Source organism: Microbacterium sp. ARD31, assembly GCF_031844425.1.
This window is the reverse complement of sequence record NZ_JAUZVE010000013.1, coordinates 68,077-84,415: the sequence shown is the minus strand read 5'-3', so window position 1 is coordinate 84,415 and position 16,339 is coordinate 68,077. Positions and strand designations below refer to the sequence as shown.

General features: G+C 70.5%; 13 protein-coding genes and 1 pseudogene. 1 reads left to right on the top strand and 13 read right to left on the bottom strand.

Annotated features, from left to right (window positions below):
* Positions 1 to 411, bottom strand: a complete 411-nt coding sequence (locus Q9S36_RS25860; RefSeq protein WP_311287706.1) for a hypothetical protein — start codon at positions 409 to 411, stop codon at positions 1 to 3.
* A 98-nt stretch (positions 412 to 509) separates the two neighbouring features.
* On the opposite strand from Q9S36_RS25860, the gene rarD reads away from it, so the two are divergent.
* Positions 510 to 1,421: an EamA family transporter RarD gene (gene rarD, locus Q9S36_RS25855; RefSeq protein WP_311287705.1), complete on the top strand. Its 912-nt coding sequence runs from the start codon at positions 510 to 512 to the stop codon at positions 1,419 to 1,421.
* A gap of 12 nt (positions 1,422 to 1,433) precedes the next feature.
* Here the strand turns inward: rarD and Q9S36_RS25850 are convergent, their stop codons facing one another.
* The 12 genes and pseudogenes from Q9S36_RS25850 to Q9S36_RS25795 form a co-directional block, all read right to left on the bottom strand.
* Complete coding sequence (locus Q9S36_RS25850) at positions 1,434 to 2,435, bottom strand: polyprenyl synthetase family protein (protein WP_311287704.1); 1,002 nt, start codon at positions 2,433 to 2,435, stop codon at positions 1,434 to 1,436.
* Positions 2,432 to 4,024, bottom strand: coding sequence for an NADH-quinone oxidoreductase subunit NuoN (gene nuoN, locus Q9S36_RS25845; RefSeq protein ID WP_311287703.1), 1,593 nt, complete (start codon positions 4,022 to 4,024; stop codon positions 2,432 to 2,434). Before nuoN ends, Q9S36_RS25850 begins: the two co-directional genes overlap by 4 nt.
* Complete coding sequence (locus tag Q9S36_RS25840) at positions 4,021 to 5,508, bottom strand: NADH-quinone oxidoreductase subunit M (RefSeq protein WP_311287702.1); 1,488 nt, start codon at positions 5,506 to 5,508, stop codon at positions 4,021 to 4,023. Before Q9S36_RS25840 ends, nuoN begins: the two co-directional genes overlap by 4 nt.
* Positions 5,505 to 7,499: an NADH-quinone oxidoreductase subunit L gene (gene nuoL / locus Q9S36_RS25835; protein ID WP_311287701.1), complete on the bottom strand. Its 1,995-nt coding sequence runs from the start codon at positions 7,497 to 7,499 to the stop codon at positions 5,505 to 5,507. The genes Q9S36_RS25840 and nuoL overlap by 4 nt, the downstream gene beginning before the upstream one ends.
* 10 nt (positions 7,500 to 7,509) lie before the next feature.
* The gene (gene nuoK / locus Q9S36_RS25830) at positions 7,510 to 7,803 is read right to left on the bottom strand and encodes an NADH-quinone oxidoreductase subunit NuoK (protein ID WP_129456153.1); all 294 of its coding nucleotides are present in this window, start codon (positions 7,801 to 7,803) and stop codon (positions 7,510 to 7,512) included.
* Positions 7,800 to 8,630, bottom strand: coding sequence for an NADH-quinone oxidoreductase subunit J (locus tag Q9S36_RS25825; protein ID WP_311287700.1), 831 nt, complete (start codon positions 8,628 to 8,630; stop codon positions 7,800 to 7,802). The genes nuoK and Q9S36_RS25825 overlap by 4 nt, the downstream gene beginning before the upstream one ends.
* 8 nt (positions 8,631 to 8,638) lie before the next feature.
* A pseudogene (gene nuoI / locus Q9S36_RS25820) lies at positions 8,639 to 9,175 on the bottom strand (NADH-quinone oxidoreductase subunit NuoI); the annotation flags it as partial.
* Complete coding sequence (gene nuoH, locus Q9S36_RS25815) at positions 9,168 to 10,508, bottom strand: NADH-quinone oxidoreductase subunit NuoH (RefSeq protein ID WP_311287699.1); 1,341 nt, start codon at positions 10,506 to 10,508, stop codon at positions 9,168 to 9,170. The pseudogene nuoI and the gene nuoH, both read right to left, overlap by 8 nt.
* On the bottom strand, positions 10,508 to 12,949 hold the full coding sequence (locus Q9S36_RS25810) for an NADH-quinone oxidoreductase subunit G (RefSeq protein WP_311287698.1): 2,442 nt from the start codon (positions 12,947 to 12,949) through the stop codon (positions 10,508 to 10,510). Before Q9S36_RS25810 ends, nuoH begins: the two co-directional genes overlap by 1 nt.
* A 67-nt stretch (positions 12,950 to 13,016) precedes the next feature.
* The gene (gene nuoF, locus Q9S36_RS25805; RefSeq protein WP_311287697.1) at positions 13,017 to 14,327 is read right to left on the bottom strand and encodes an NADH-quinone oxidoreductase subunit NuoF; all 1,311 of its coding nucleotides are present in this window, start codon (positions 14,325 to 14,327) and stop codon (positions 13,017 to 13,019) included.
* A complete protein-coding gene (gene nuoE, locus Q9S36_RS25800) occupies positions 14,324 to 15,001 on the bottom strand; it encodes an NADH-quinone oxidoreductase subunit NuoE (protein WP_311287696.1) in 678 nt (225 codons plus the stop codon). The genes nuoF and nuoE overlap by 4 nt, the downstream gene beginning before the upstream one ends.
* Positions 14,998 to 16,338, bottom strand: coding sequence for an NADH-quinone oxidoreductase subunit D (locus Q9S36_RS25795; protein WP_311287695.1), 1,341 nt, complete (start codon positions 16,336 to 16,338; stop codon positions 14,998 to 15,000). Before Q9S36_RS25795 ends, nuoE begins: the two co-directional genes overlap by 4 nt.
* Position 16,339 lies beyond the last annotated feature (1 nt).

The window sequence follows — 16,339 nt, the reverse complement described above, 5'->3', positions numbered from 1 at the left end:
TCAGTCGAAGTACAGGGTCCAGACGGTGCCCTTGGTGTTGCCGTAGCCGTTGGAGTGGTCGACCTTGGAGCGCCACTTCCAGCGGCCCTTCTCGGGCGCGAAGATGCGGGTCTTGAAGACCCCGTTGTCGTTGGTCTTGACCTTCTTCACGGTCTTCCACTTGCAGGAGCCGCACGCCTTCTTGAGGATCTTCACCTGCTGGTTGGCGTACGGCAGGACGGTGCCGTCGAGCTGCGGCTCGGAGACCACGCCCTTGAGCTTGAAGGCGTTGTAGCTGACCTGGTGGTCCCGCGGCGACTCCTCCTCGATGATGCGCTTGGGCGCTGAGCCGGCGCTGGCGCCAGTGCTGAGCGCACCGGTGACGAGCAGAGCAGCGACGAGTGCTGACAGGACGGCGCGGAGCATGCGCATGTGGAACTCCCCCTCGAGACGTGTGAGCAGAACTGACCGTGGTCCCGGCGTCGGGACCGGTCCCATGGTAGGCGACGGGCCACCCCTAGACTTCGCGAGTGCCAGACAGCCGACGCGGACTCATCGCCGGGGCGCTGGCCTACACGCTGTGGGGCGTCTTCCCGCTGTACTGGACGGTGCTTGAGCCGGCCGGCGCCATCGAGCTGCTCGCCCACCGCATCATCTGGTCCGTCGCGACGATGCTCGCGATCCTCGTCCTCTGGCGACGCGTCGACCACTTCCGCGCGCTGCTCCGCGACCGGCGCCGGTTCTGGATCATCGCGCTGGCCGCGGTGGTGATCACGGTCAACTGGGGCGGCTACATCTGGGGCGTCAACAACGGCAAGGTCGTGGAGACCTCGCTGGGCTACTTCATCAACCCCCTCGTCACCGTGCTCATGGGCGTGCTGCTCCTCGGCGAGCGGCTGCGTCGCCTCCAGTGGATCGCCATGGGCATCGCGTTCGTCGCGGTCGCGGTGATCACCATCGACTACGGCCGTCCGCCGTGGGTCGCCCTCCTCCTCGCCTTCTCCTTCGGCACCTACGGCCTGGCGAAGAAGCAGGCCGGCGCCGGCGCGGTGGAGAGCATCACGCTGGAGACCTTGCTGATCGCGCCGTTCGCGATGGCGTACGTCGCCTGGCTCGTCGCGACCGGTGAGTCCAACTTCGGCTCGCACGGGCTCGGGCACGCCCTGCTCTTCACGACCACCGGCATCATCACGGCGGTGCCGCTGATGCTGTTCGGCGCCGCTGCCATCCGGGTCTCCATGGTCTCGCTCGGGCTGCTGCAGTACCTCGCCCCGACGATCCAGTTCGCCCTCGGGCTGCTCGTCTTCGACGAGCCCATGCCCGCCAGCCGGTGGATCGGCTTCTCCCTCGTCTGGGTCGCCCTCGCCATCTTCACCGTCGAGGCGGTCAACCTCCGACGCCGCCAGCTGCGCCTCGTCGCCCACGCGACCACCGCCGCCTAGCCCCCCGGAGGGTCAGGCGGTGCGGGTGGCGACCACGTCGGCGAAGGACTCCAGGGCCGTACGGACGGGGCCGGGGTCGAGGACCTCGAGGAGCTTCTTGGCCTGGGTGGCCTGGCCGAGGACGTAGTCGCGGGCCTGGTCCATCGCCGGGTGGCGGCGCAGCAGGGCGAGGGCCTCGGCGTGCTCGGCGTCGTCGGTGAGCGGGCGGCCGAGGAGCTCGAGGAGGCGGGCGTCGGCCGGGTCGGTCGAGGCCTGGGCCATCAGGACCGGGAGCGTCGGCACGCCCTCGCGCAGGTCGGTGCCGGGCGTCTTGCCCGAGGTGTCGGACTCCGAGGCGATGTCGAGGATGTCGTCGGAGAGCTGGAAGGCCGAGCCGACGATCTCGCCGTAGGCGCTCAGCGCCTCGACGACCTCCGGGCGCGCACCGCCGAACATCGCGCCGTAGCGGGCCGAGGTGGCGATGAGGGAGCCGGTCTTGCCGGCGACGACCTCGAGGTAGTGCGCCAGCGGGTCCTCACCGGGCTCGGGGGTCACCGTCTCGAGGATCTGGCCCTCGACGAGGCGCGTGAAGGTCTGCGCCTGGATCCGGACCGCCTCCGGGCCCAGGTCGGCGGTCAGCTCCGACGAGCGGCCGAACAGGAAGTCGCCGGTCAGGATCGCGACGAGGTTGTCCCAGCGGGCGTTGGCGGTGTCGGCGCCACGTCGCAGGGCGGCCTCGTCCATCACGTCGTCGTGGTAGAGCGAGGCGACGTGGGTCAGCTCGACCACGCAGGCCGCGGTGTGCACCTCCTCGGCCCCGGGGTGCGTCCCGGTCTCGGCCGCGAGCAGGACCAGCAGCGGCCGGAAGCGCTTGCCCCCGGCGGCCATGAGGTGCGCCGCCGCCCGCGAGACGTACGGCGTCCTGCCCTGGCAGTAGCCGACCAGCAGCTCCTCGACGCGCGCCAGCCGGTCGACGAGCCGGGCCTCGAGAGCGGCGTCGACGACAGGCAGGGCCAGGGGCGAAGCGTCGGTCACCTGATGAATTCTCCCGCAACCGCTGCCAGGTCGAGCACCGGGCCCGGCAGCACGCCGAGGACCAGCGTCACCGCCGCCCCGACGGCGATGGTCGTGGCCGTCAGGACGGACGGGTACGCGACGCTCGGGCCGTCGCCGACCGGCTCGTCGAAGTACATGACCTTGATGACCCGGACGTAGAGGAACGCCGCGACGATGCTCGCGAGCACCGCGGCCACCACGACCGGCCACGCCCCGGCCGCGAGCGCCACCGAGAACACGGCGAGCTTGCCCACGAAGCCGGAGGTGAGCGGGATGCCCGCCATCGCCAGCAGGAAGAAGGCGAAGACGGCCGCCACGACGGGCGACTCCTTGCCGAGCCCGGCCCAGCGGTCGATCGCGGTGGTCTCGCCACCGCCGTCGCGCACCAGGCTCACCACGGCGAACGCGCCGATCGTGGCGAAGCCGTAGGTGGTGAGGTAGAAGAGCACCGCCTGCAGCGAGGAGATCTCGCCGGACGCGAGGTCGCCCGAGGCCTGCAGGCCGAGGACGCCGGTGAGGATGAAGCCGGTGTGCGCGACCGAGGAGTACGCCAGCAGCCGCTTGATGTCGGTCTGGGTGATCGCCAGCGCGGCGCCGACGAACATCGAGAGCACGGCGATGATCCACATCATCGGCTGCCACGACCAGCGGTCGGCGCCGAGGGCGACGTAGAACAGGCGCATGATCGCGCCGAAGGCGGCGACCTTGGTGCCGGCCGCCATGAAGGCGGTGACCGGGGTCGGGGCGCCCTGGTAGACGTCGGGGGTCCAGGCCTGGAACGGCACCGCACCGACCTTGAACAGCAGGCCGACCGACAGCAGGCCCGTGCCGATCAGGAGCAGCGTCGAGCTGCCGACGTCGTTGCGCACGGCCTCGTTGATCGCCGCGAAGTCCATCGAGCCCGCGAAGCCGTAGACCAGCGCCGCACCGTAGAGGAAGAAGCCGGAGGAGAACGCGCCGAGCAGGAAGTACTTCAGCGCGGCCTCCTGGCTCAGCAGGCGGCGCCGGCGCGCGAGGCCGCTCAGGAGGTAGAGCGGCAGCGAGAGGACCTCGAGGCCGACGAACATGGTGAGCAGGTCGTTGGCGGCCGGGAACAGCATCATGCCGAAGACCGCGAACATCATCAGCGGGTAGACCTCGGTGTGCTCGCGGTTGGCCGCGATCGACGCGGTCTCCGCGTCGGTGCCGGGCACGGCAGCCGCCTGCCCGGCGAAGGCCGAGACCCCGCCGTCGAGGTGGCGCTCGGCGAAGAGCAGCACGCCCGCGATCGCGAGGGCGAGCACGAGGCCCCAGATGAACAGGCTGGGTCCGTCGACGGCGATCGTGCCGCCGACCGCGAGGACGCCGCGCGCCGCGCCGTCGTCGTACGACGTCACGTCCTGGGCCACGAGCACGACACCGACCAGCGCGGCCACGAGGCCGCCGAGCGCGAGCACCACCTGCGCGGTGTAGCGCGCCGCACGCGGCGCGAAGGCCTCGACGACGACGCCGAGGCAGGCGACGCCGAAGACGACCAGCAGCGGCCAGAGCTCGAAGTACTCGATGCTGGGCTTCACGAACTCGGTCACTGGTGACCACCCTCCTGGCCGATGCCCACGCCCGCGAGGGTGTCGTGGACGACGGGATTGATGACGTCGAGCAGCGGCGACGGGAAGAAGCCGAACAGCACGAGCGCGAGCGCCAGCGGCGCGAGGATGCCGACCTCACGACGGTCGAGGTCGGCCACCGGGACCATGCCCTCCCGGTCGGGGCCGGTCATGGTGCGCTGGTACATCCAGAGCGCGTAGAACGCCGCCAGGACGATGGCGAGCACCGCGACCGAGCCGACCAGCCAGTGGTGGTCGAACGCCGCGATGATGACCATGATCTCGGAGACGAACGGCGACAGGCCGGGCAGGCCGCAGGCGGCGAGGCCGGCGACGAGGAAGAAGCCGGCGAGGACGGGCGCGGTCTTCTCCACCCCGCCCATCTCGCGGATCGACGCCGTGCCCGTGCGGTGGATCAGGAACCCGGCGACCAGGAACATCAGCGCGGTCGCGATGCCGTGGTTGACCATGTAGAGGATCGCGCCGGTGCCGCCGGTCGGGCTGAACACGAAGATGCCCAGCACGATGAAGCCGAAGTGCGAGAGCGACGTGAGGCCGATCAGGCGCAGGACGTCGTCCTGGCCGATCGCGACGAGCGCGCCGTAGATGATCGAGACGAGCGCCAGCACGACCACGACGGGCGTGGCCCACTGCGAGGCGTCGGGCAGCAGGCCGAGGCAGAACCGCAGCATGCCGAAGGTGCCGATCTTGTCGAGGATGCAGACCAGCAGCACGGAGGTGCCGGTGGTGGCCTTCTCGGTGGTGTCGGCCAGCCAGGTGTGCACCGGGAACATCGGCGCCTTGATCGCGAAGGCGATGAAGAAGCCGAGGAACAGCCAGCGCTGGGTGATCGGGTCGATGTCGATCGCGGCCAGGTCGCTGAGCAGGAAGCTCGGCGAGCCGGCGTCGGCGGAGACGACGTAGAGGCCGATCACGGAGGCGAGCATCACCAGGCCGCCGGCGAGCTGGTAGATCAGGAACTTGGTGGCCGCGCGACCCCGACCGGGCCGCCCGAAGCCGCCGATGAGGAAGTACGCCGGGATCAGCGTGGCCTCGAAGACGACGTAGAACAGCAGCACGTCGGTCGCCGTGAAGACCGCGAGCGACATGGCCTCCAGGGCGAGGGTCCAGGCGAAGAACGCCTTGCCGCCGCCGTTCCCGACAGCCTCGGACTCGCGCCAGCCGGCCAGGAGCACGATCGGGACGAGGACGACGGTGAGCAGCACCATCAGCAGGCCCAGGCCGTCGACACCGAGGGCGTAGTGGACACCCAGGGACTCGATCCAGGTGTTCTTCTCCTCGAGCTGCATGCCGGCGCCGGCGTCGTACTGCGTCGCGGCGACCACGCCGGCGACCAGGGTCGCCACGGAGAAGCCGAGGCCGACGGTGCGCGCGAGCGCGCCGGGCACGAAGGCCGTGACGAGCGCGCCGACCAGCGGCAGCAGGATCAGGACAGAGAGGATCATCCGAGGTTCACCGCCAGGAGAGCGAGGACGACCAGCAGGGCGCCACCGAGGAGGGACAGGGCGTAGGAGCGCACGAAGCCGTTCTGGAGGCGGCGCATCGCGTTGGACAGGCCACCGACGGCGGCCGAGCCGCCCTCGACGACGCCGTCGACGCCGTGGCGGTCGAAGGCGGTCAGCCCGCCGACCAGGCCGGCGCCGGGCCGCACCACGACGGCGTCGTTGATCGCGTCGCCGTAGAGGTCGGCGCGGGCCGCGCGCGTCGCGAACGACACGTCGCGCGGCGCCTCGCGCGGGATGTCGCGCTTGCCGACGAGGAACCAGGCGGTCGCGACACCGATCGCGACGACGGCCACGATGATGAGCGTGATGACGAGCGCCGGCAGCGGCGGCTCGTGGTGCTCGGCGTGGCCGGTGACCGGCTCGAGCCAGGTGACGATCCAGTCGCCGAGCAGCAGAACGCCGCCGAGGACCGACAGCGCGGCCAGCACGACCAGCGGCACGGTCATCACCTTGGGCGACTCGTGCGGGTGCACGCCCTTCTCCCAGCGCTCCTTGGTCAGGAACGTCATCAGCATCAGGCGGGTCATGTAGAACGCGGTGATGCCCGCACCGAGGACCGCGAGCGCGCCGACGAGGAGGTTCTCGGCGAGCGCCGTCTCGATGATGCGGTCCTTGGACCAGAAGCCGGAGAAGCCGGGGAACCCGATGATCGCGAGGTAGCCCATCGCGAAGGTCAGGAACGTGACCGGCATGGCCTTGTTGAGCGCGCCGTAGTGGCGCATGTCGACGTCGTCGTTCATCCCGTGCATCACCGAGCCGGCACCGAGGAACATGTTGGCCTTGAAGAAGCCGTGCGTGAGCAGGTGGAAGATGGCGAACGGGTAGCCGACCGGACCCAGGCCGGCGGCCAGCATCATGTAGCCGATCTGGCTCATGGTCGAGCCGGCGAGCGCCTTCTTGATGTCGTCCTTGGCGCAGCCGAGGATCGCTCCCCACAGCAGCGTGACCGTCGCGACCACCACGACCGCGGTCTGCGCGATCGGCGCGAGCTCGAAGATGAAGTTCGCGCGGACCACGAGGTAGACACCGGCGGTGACCATGGTCGCCGCGTGGATCAGCGCCGAGACCGGGGTCGGGCCCTCCATCGCGTCGAGCAGCCAGGCCTGCAGCGGCACCTGGGCGGACTTGCCGCAGGCACCGAGCAGGAGCAGCAGGCCGATCGCGGTCAGGGTGTCCTGCGACGCGTCGCCGACGTGCTCGCTGACGGCGGCGAAGTCGGTCGTGCCGAACGTCGCGAACATCAGCGCGATGGCGAGCGAGAGGCCGATGTCACCGACGCGGTTGATGACGAAGGCCTTCTTGGCGGCCGCCGCCGCGGAGGGCTTGTGCTGCCAGAAGCCGATGAGCAGGTACGACGCCAGGCCGACCCCCTCCCAGCCGAGGAACAGGCCCACGAAGTTCGCCGAGAGGATCAGCGTGAGCATGGCCGCGACGAAGAGGTTGAGGTAGCCGAAGAACCGGCGGCGCCGGGGGTCGTGCTCCATGTAGCCGATGGCGTAGACGTGGATCAGCGAGCCGACACCGGTGATCAGCAGCAGGAACAGCGCGGCGAGCTGGTCGTAGAGCAGGTCCATGCCGACGCTGAGCGACCCGGTCTCGAACCAGGTGTAGAGCTGCTGGCCGACCTGGCGCTCCTCCTCGCCCCGGCCGAGCAGGGCGATGAACAGTACGAGGCTGAGCACGAACGACGCCACGGACGCGGCGGTGCCGACGAGGTGACCGCGCCGGTCGACCGTCGCGCGCAGCGAGTCCGGCAGGAAAGGCGCGACCGCGAGCAGCAGCACCGCACCGAGCGCGGGCAGGCCGATGACCAGCCAGAGCAGGTCGAAGACGCCGCCCGCAGCCGTGTCGGGCGCGACCACGGGGGCGTGGGCACCGCCCTCGGCCGTCGGGAGTCCTGCGAGGAGGACTGAGTGGGACAACAGGTTCACGAGCTCTCCCTCAGTACTTCAGCAGGCTGGCGTCGTCGACCGAGGCCGAACGGCGGGTGCGGAAGATGGTCATGATGATCGCGAGGCCGATCACGACCTCGGCGGCGGCCACCACCATCACGAAGAAGGCGGTGATCTGGCCGTCGAGGTTGCCGTGCTGGCGCGCGAAGGCCACGAACGCGAGGTTGCAGGCGTTGAGCATGAGCTCGACGCACATGAACACCACGATGGCGTTGCGGCGGGTCAGGACGCCGACGCAGCCGATGGTGAACAGGATCGCCGACAGCACGATGTACTGCGTCACTTCACGTCCTCCTCGGTGTTCGCCGGGCTGCCGGCCTTGCCGGAGGTCTCCGGCATCGTGGCCGGGTCGCCGTGGCCCTCGATGCCCGCGATCTGGCGGCGTACGTCGTCGATGTCGTCGGCCATCGCCGGTGCCGAGCGCACCGTGCCGCGGGCGGCGAGCACCCGGGAGACCGACGACTCGGCGGCGGTGCCGTCGGGCAGCAGCGCGGGGGTGTCGACGGCGTTGTGGCGGGCGTAGACGCCCGGCGAGGGCAGCGGGCCGGGGTGCTTGCCGTGCTCGGCGTAGTCGCGGATGCGCTGCGCGGCGAGGTCGGCCTGCGTGGCCTTCGGCGTCAGGCGCTCGCGGTGGGCAAGCACCATTGCGCCGAGGGCGGCGGTGATCAGCAGGGCGCTGGTGGCCTCGAAGCCGAAGACGTACTTGCTGAACAGGATGTTGGCGATCGCCGGGACGTTGCCGCCCTCGTTGGCCGCGTCGAGGCCGACGGCGGTGCCGAGGGTGACCTGGCCGAGGCCGATCACCAGCACGGCGCCGAAGAGCAGGCCGAGGACGACGGCCATGGCCCGCTGGCCGCGGATCGTCTCCACGATGGAGTCGGAGGCGTCGACACCGATGAGCATCATCACGAACAGGAAGAGCATCAAGATGGCGCCGGTGTAGACGATGATCTGCACCGCGAAGAGGAACGGCGCGTCGAGCACGGCGTAGAGGAACGCCAGGCTGATCATCACCACGGCGAGCAGCAGCGCGGCGTGCACGGCCTTGCGGACGAACAGGATGCCCAGCGCGGCGGCCACCATGATCGGGGCGAGGATCCAGAAGGTCATCGGGTGGTCCCCCGGTAGTAGTCGCCCTCGTCGTCGCCGAGGCGCATCGGGTGGGGAGGCTGCTCCATGCCGGGCAGGAGCGGGGCCAGCAGGTCGGACTTCTCGTAGATCAGGTCGGCCCGGTTGTTGTCGGCGAGCTCGTACTCGTTGGTCATCGTCAGCGCGCGGGTCGGGCACGCCTCGATGCAGAGCCCGCACAGGATGCAGCGCAGGTAGTTGATCTGGTAGACGCGGCCGTAGCGCTCACCGGGGCTGAACCGCTCGTCCTCGGTGTTGGAGGCACCCTCGACGTAGATCGCGTCGGCCGGGCAGGCCCAGGCGCACAGCTCGCAGCCGACGCACTTCTCGAGGCCGTCGGGCCAGCGGTTGAGCTGGTGCCGGCCGTGGAAGCGCGGCGCCGTCGGGAGCTTCTCGAACGGGTACTGCTCCGTGACGACCTTCTTGAACATCGTCCGGAAGGTGACCCCGAACCCGGCGATCGGGTCCCAGAGGCTCTCCTTGATGCCCTTGGAATCCTTCTGGGACTCGCTCTGGGACTCACTCATGGTGGGTGTTCTCCTCCGCTGCAGCGGTGACGGTGGTGTGGCCCCCGGAAGAGGTGGCGAACGTCAGCGGGGCGGCGGCGCCGCGGACGGCGCCACCGGCGGGCATCGGCGGGACGGGGAAGCCACCGGCGAACGCGTCGTGCGGCGCGTCGACGGGCTTCTCCACCTCCGTGTCGCCCTTGCCGTCGCCGACGAACATCAGCCCGACGGTGAGGACCAGCAGGACGGCGATCGCCGCCACGAGGTAGGTGCGGTCGATCTCGCCCTCGAGAGAGATCACCCGGATCGTGGCGACGGCGACGATCCACGCCAGCGAGACCGGGATCAGGACCTTCCAGCCCAGCGCCATGAACTGGTCGTAGCGCATGCGGGGCAGCGAGCCGCGCAGCCAGATGAAGAGGAAGACGAAGAGGAAGACCTTGCCGAAGAACCACAGGAGCGGCCAGTAGCCGCTGTTCGCGCCCTCCCAGACGTTCTCGATGCCCCACGGCGCGGCCCAGCCGCCGAGGAAGAGCGTCGTCGCGATCGCGGAGACGGTCGTCAGGTTGATGTACTCGGCCAGGAAGAACAGCGCGAACTTCAGGCTGGAGTACTCGGTGTGGAAGCCGCCCACCAGCTCGCCCTCGGCCTCGGGGAGGTCGAACGGCGCACGGTTGGTCTCGCCCACCATCGAGATCACGTAGATCACGAAGGACGGCAGCAGGATCAGCCCGAACCAGAGGCGGTCCTGGGCGACGACGATCTCCGAGGTCGACATCGAGCCGGCGTAGAGGAAGACCGCGACGAGCGCGAGGCCCATCGCGACCTCGTAGGAGATCATCTGGGCGCTGGAGCGCAGGCCGCCGAGCAGGGAGTACGTCGACCCGGAGGACCAGCCGCCCAGCACGATGCCGTAGATGCCGATCGAGGCGATGGCGAGCACGAACAGCACCGCCACCGGCATGTCGGTCAGCTGCAGCGGCGTGCGGTGGCCGAAGAAGTTGACCTCCGGCCCGAACGGGATGACCGCCCAGGTGACGAAGGCGGGGACCGTGGCGATGACCGGCGCGATCAGGAAGACGACCTTGTCGGCGGCCTTGGGGACGATGTCCTCCTTCAGCGCCAGCTTCACGCCGTCGGCCAGCGACTGCAGGAGGCCGAAGGGACCGTGGACGTTGGGGCCGACGCGGTGCTGCATCCGGGCCACGACGCGACGCTCCAGCCAGATGTTGAAGAGCGTCAGCAGGACGAGGACCACGAAGATGAGCAGCGCCTTGAGGGCGATCACCCACCACGGGTCCTGGCCGAAGGCGGCCAGCCCGGCGTCGGGCAGGTCGGCGGCGAGGATGCGCATCAGTTGGCTCCCTTCACGGTCACCGGGCTGCCGGGTGAGGCGAGCTCGGCCAGGACACCGCGACCGAAGGACCGGGCCGGGACCCAGACCACGTCGTCGGGCAGGTCGGCGACCTCGACGGGCAGCGTGACGCTGCCGCGGTCGCCGGTCAGGGTGGCCTCGGTGACACCCTCGGCCATGCCGAACAGGGCGTCGTACGACGCCTGGCTGAGGCGGGCGACCGGGCGGCGGGCGGTGGCACGCAGGTGCACCTCGCCGTCCTGCATCGCGCCGAGGTCGATCAGCTGCTTCCAGGTCGACAGCGCCATGCTGGTGCCCTTGGCGCCGGTGCGGCCCTTCGGTGCGCGGGGCGACTTGCCGGCGTCGAGGGCCGGCCGGTCGCCGTCCCACGGACCGAGGGCCTCCATCTCCGCGCGGACCTCGCCGACGGTGCGGAAGCCCAGCGGGCGCCCGAGCTCCTCGGCGATGCCGGCCAGGACGCGCAGGTCGGGCAGCGACGACGGGTTGGTGAAGACCGCCTCGAAGGACCGGGGACGACCGTCCCAGGTCACGAACGTGCCGGCCTTGTCGGTGACCGGGGCGACGGGCAGCACCACGTCGGCCACGCGCGTCACGTCGGTCTCGCGGAGCTCCAGGCTGACCACGAAGCCGGCGGCGTCGAGCGCGGCGCGGAACGCGGCCGGGTCGGTGGTGTCGTCGGGGTCGACGCCACCCACCACGATCCCACCGAGGTCACCCTTGACGAGGGCGGCGACGACGGCGTTGCCGTCGCGACCGGCCTTGGCCGGCAGGGAGTCCACGCCCCAGGCCGCGGCGACGTCGACGCGGGCCGTGGCGTCGCCGACCGGACGGCCGCCGGGCAGCAGGTTGGGCAGCGCGCCCACCTCGACCGCACCGCGGTCACCGGCGCGGCGCGGCACCCAGGCCAGCCGGGCACCGGTGGTGGCGGCCAGCTCGGCCGCAGCCGCGAGGGCGCCGTGGGTGGAGGCGAGGCGCTCGCCCACCAGGATGACGGCGTCCTTGGTGACGCCGTGCTCGGCGTCGCGGAGCGACCCGATGGCCTCGACCTCGGCGCCGGGGGCGGCGGGGACCAGGCGGCCGTTCATCTTGCGCAGCCCGCGCGAGGTGTAGGGCGCGACGGAGACGACCTGGGTGCGGCCGCGGCGGGCGGCCTTGCGCAGGCGCAGGAAGATCGTCGCTGCCTCGTCCTCGGGCTCGAGGCCGAGGAGGACGACGACCGGGGCCGCCTCGAGGTCGGCGTACGTGACGTCGCCGGACAGGGCGACGTGCGCGGCCAGGAAGCTGGCCTCCTCCGCGGTGTGTGGCCGGGCCCGGAAGTCGATGTCGTTGGTGTCGAGGGCGACGCGGGCGAACTTGGCGTAGGCGTAGGCGTCCTCGGCGGTCAGGCGACCGCCGGTGAGCACCGCGGCGGTGCCGGCCGCGCGCAGCCCGCGGGCCGCGACGGCGAACGCCTCGGGCCACGACGCCGGGCGCAGCTCGCCCCGGTCACCGTTCGGCAGGGTCTCGCGGACCTGCGGGTAGGTGATCCGGTCGTCGACCTGCGCGTAGCGGAACGCGAACCGGTCCTTGTCGCTGATCCACTCCTCGTTGACCTCGGGGTCGTTGCCGGCGAGGCGACGCATGACCTTGCCGCGACGGTGGTCGATGCGGATCGCGGCGCCGCAGGCGTCGTGCTCGGCCACGCCGGGCGTGGAGACCAGGTCGAAGGGGCGCGAGCGGAAGCGGTAGTCGGCGGAGGTCAGGGCACCCACCGGGCAGATCTGGATGGCGTTGCCGGAGAAGTAGCTCTCGTAGGGCTCGCGCTCGTAGATCGCGACCTGCTGCAGCGCACCGCGCTCGGCGAGGGCGATGAACGGGTCGCCGGCGACCTGCTCGGAGAAGCGGGTGCAGCGCGCGCACAGCACGCAGCGCTCGCGGTCGAGCAGCACCTGCGCCGAGATGTTGATCGGCTTGGGGAAGGTGCGCTTGATGCCGCCGTGGCTGGAGAAGCGGCTCTCGCCGCGACCGTTGCTCATCGCCTGGTTCTGCAGCGGGCACTCGCCGCCCTTGTCGCAGACCGGGCAGTCGAGCGGGTGGTTGATCAGCAGGAACTCCATGATGCCCTGCTGGGCCTTGTCGGCCACCTCGCTGGTCGCCTGGGTGTTCACGACCATGCCCTCGGCGACCGGCAGCGTGCAGGAGGCCTGCGGCTTCGGGAAGCCACGGCCGTTGCCGGCGTCGGGGATGTCGACCAGGCACTGGCGGCAGGCGCCGACCGGGTCGAGCAGCGGGTGGTCGCAGAAGCGCGGGATCTGCACGCCGACCTGCTCGGCGGCGCGGATGACCAGGGTGTCCTTGGGGACACTCACCTGGACACCGTCGATCGTCAGGGTGACGAGGTCGGTCTCGAGCTTCTCCGGCGCCTTGTCGGTGGCCGTCATGCGGGGTCCTCGCAGAGTTGTGAGATGGAGGAGCGAAGCGGGGGAGTCGCAGAACTCTGTGGGGTGCTCATGCTTCAGCTCCCACGGGTGCGAAGGCGGTCGAGGCGGCCGGGTCGAACGGGCAGCCGCCGTGGGTCAGGTGGGCGAGGTACTCGTCGCGGAAGTGCTGGATCGAGCTCGAGATCGGGCTGGTGGCACCGTCGCCGAGCGCGCAGAACGCGCGACCGAGGATGTTGTCGCACTGGTCGAGCAGCAGGTCGAGGTCCTCCTCGCTCCCCTGCCCCTTCTCCAGGCGCGCCAGGGTCTGGGTGAGCCACCACGTGCCCTCGCGGCACGGGGTGCACTTGCCGCAGGACTCGTGCTTGTAGAACTCCGTCCAGCGCAGCACCGCGCGCACGACGCAGGTCGTCTCGTCGAAGATCTGCAGCGCGCGCGTGCCGAGCATCGAGCCCGCGGCGCCCACGGACTCGAAGTCGAGCGGGACGTCGAGGTGCTCGGGCGTCAGCAGCGGGGTGCTGGAGCCGCCGGGCGTCCAGAACTTCAGCTCGTGGCCCTCGCGGATGCCGCCGGCGAGGTCGAGCAGCTGGCGCAGCGTGATCCCCAGCGGGGCTTCGTACTGGCCGGGGTTCTGCACGTGGCCGGACAGGCTGAAGATGCCGTAGCCCTTGGACTTCTCGGTGCCCATCGAGGCGAACCACGAGGCGCCGTGGGTGATGATGCTCGGCACCGAGGCGATCGACTCGACGTTGTTGATCACCGTCGGGCTGGCGTAGAGCCCGGCGACGGCCGGGAACGGCGGGCGCAGGCGCGGCTGGCCGCGACGGCCCTCGAGGCCCTCGAGGAGGGCGGTCTCCTCGCCGCAGATGTAGGCGCCGGCGCCGGCGTGCACGACCAGGTCGAGGTCGTAGCCCGAGCCGTGGATGTTCTTGCCGAGGTGGCCGGCGAGGTAGGCCTCCTGCACCGCGCGCTGCAGGCGGCGGATGACGTGGAGGACCTCGCCGCGGACGTAGATGAACGCCGTGTTCGCGCGGATGGCGTACGACGACACGATGACGCCCTCGACCAGCGTGTGCGGGCTGGCCATCATCAGCGGGATGTCCTTGCAGGTGCCCGGCTCGGACTCGTCGGCGTTGACGACGAGGTACTTGGGCCGCGGGTTGTCCTGCGGGATGAAGCCCCACTTCATGCCCGTCGGGAAGCCCGCGCCGCCGCGGCCGCGCAGGCCGGACTCCTTGACGGCCTCGATGACGGCGTCCGGGGCCATCGCGAAGGCCTTGTCGAGGGCGGCGTACCCGCCGCGCTCCTCGTAGGACGCCAGGGTCCAGGCGCGCTCGGCGTCCCAGTTGTCCGTCAGGACCGGGGTCAGCGTGTCGGTCACTTCTTCTCCACCTCCGGAGCGGTCCAGCCCTTCTCCCGTGCGACCTTCAGGCCGACCAGCGAGGCCGGTCCGGCCGCGGGGCCCTCGTCGGCGCGGTCGTCGGGGAACCCCGCGAGCACGCGCTCGGCCTCGCGCCACGTGCACAGCCGCGGGCCGCGCGTGGAGTGGACCTCCTTGCCGGCGCGCAGGTCGTCGACGACCCGGACCGCGGACTCGGGGGTCTGGTTGTCCATGAACTCCCAGTTGACCATCATCACCGGGGCGTAGTCGCAGGCTGCGTTGCACTCGACGTGCTCGAGGGTGATCTTGCCGTCCTCGGTCGTCTCGTCGTTGCCGACGTCGAGGTGATCCTTGAGCCGCTCGAAGATCAGGTCGCCACCCATCACCGCGCACAGCGTGTTGGTGCAGACGCCGACGTGGTAGTCGCCGACCGGCTTGCGCTTGTACATCGTGTAGAAGGTCGCGACGCCGTTGACCTCGGCCGCGCTGATCCCGAGCACCTCCGCGCACGCCTCGATGCCCTCGGGGGTGATGCGGCCCTCGACCGACTGCACGAGGTGCAGCATCGGGAGCAGCCCCGAGCGGGCCTCGGGGTAGCGGGCCGCGATCTCGCGCAGCTCGCCCCAGGTCTTCTCGTCGAGGCCGGCGCGCTCGATGCTGTTGTCGGCACTCATCGGTCGACTCCTCCCATCACGGGGTCGATGGAGGCGATGGCGACGATCACGTCGGCGACCATGCCGCCCTCGCTCATCACGCTCGTCGCCTGCAGGTTGGTGAACGACGGGTCGCGGAAGTGGGCACGGAAGGGCCGGGTGCCGCCGTCGGAGACGACGTGGGCACCGAGCTCGCCGCGCGGCGACTCGATCGGGACGTAGGCCTGGCCGGCCGGGACGCGGAAGCCCTCGGTCACCAGCTTGAAGTGGTGGATCAGCGCCTCCATCGACTCGCCCATGATGTGGCGGATGTGGTCGAGGCTGTTGCCCATGCCGTCGCTGCCGATCGCCAGCTGGCTCGGCCACGCGATCTTCTTGTCCCCCACCATCACCGGGGCACCCTCGAGGCCGGCGAGGCGGTCGGCGCACTGCTCGACGATCTTCAGCGACTCCCACATCTCGTTCAGGCGGATGCGGAAGCGGCCGTAGGAGTCGGCGGTGTCCCAGGTCTGGACCTCGAAGTCGTAGTCCTCGTAGCCGCAGTAGGGCTGGGTCTTGCGGAGGTCCCAGGCGTAGCCGGTCGAGCGGAGCACCGGGCCGGTGAGGCCGAGCGCCATGCAGCCGGCGAGGTCGAGGTGGCCGACGCCCTCGAGCCGTCCCTTGAAGATCGGGTTGGCGTTGCAGAGCGCGGCGTACTCGGGCAGGCGCTTCTTCATCAGCGCGATGAAGTCGCGGATCTCGTCGAGCGCACCGGGCGGCAGGTCCTGGGCGACACCACCGGGGCGGATGAACGCGTGGTTCATGCGCAGGCCGGTGATCAGCTCGAAGAGGTCCAGCACGAGCTCGCGCTCGCGGAAGCCGATCGTCATGACCGTCAGCGCGCCGATCTCCATGCCGCCGGTGGCGATCGCCACCAGGTGGGACGACATGCGGTTGAGCTCCATCAGGAGCACGCGCATGACCTGCGCCTTCTCCGGGATGTCGTCCTCGATGTCGAGCAGCCGCTCGACCCCGAGGACGTAGGTGGCCTCGTTGTAGAACGGCGAGAGGTAGTCCATGCGGGTGCAGAAGGTGACGCCCTGCACCCAGGAGCGGTACTCCATGTTCTTCTCGATGCCCGTGTGGAGGTAGCCGATGCCGCAGCGGGCCTCGGTGACCGTCTCGCCCTCGAGCTCGAGGATCAGGCGGAGCACGCCGTGGGTCGACGGGTGCTGCGGCCCCATGTTGACCACGACCCGCTCCTCGGCGGACTCGCCGATGCTCTGGGTGACCGAGTCCCAGTCCTGGCCGGTGACGGTGAAGACGCGGCCCTGGCTGGTCTCGCCGGGCGCTGCGTAGAGGTCCTGGTCTGCACTCATG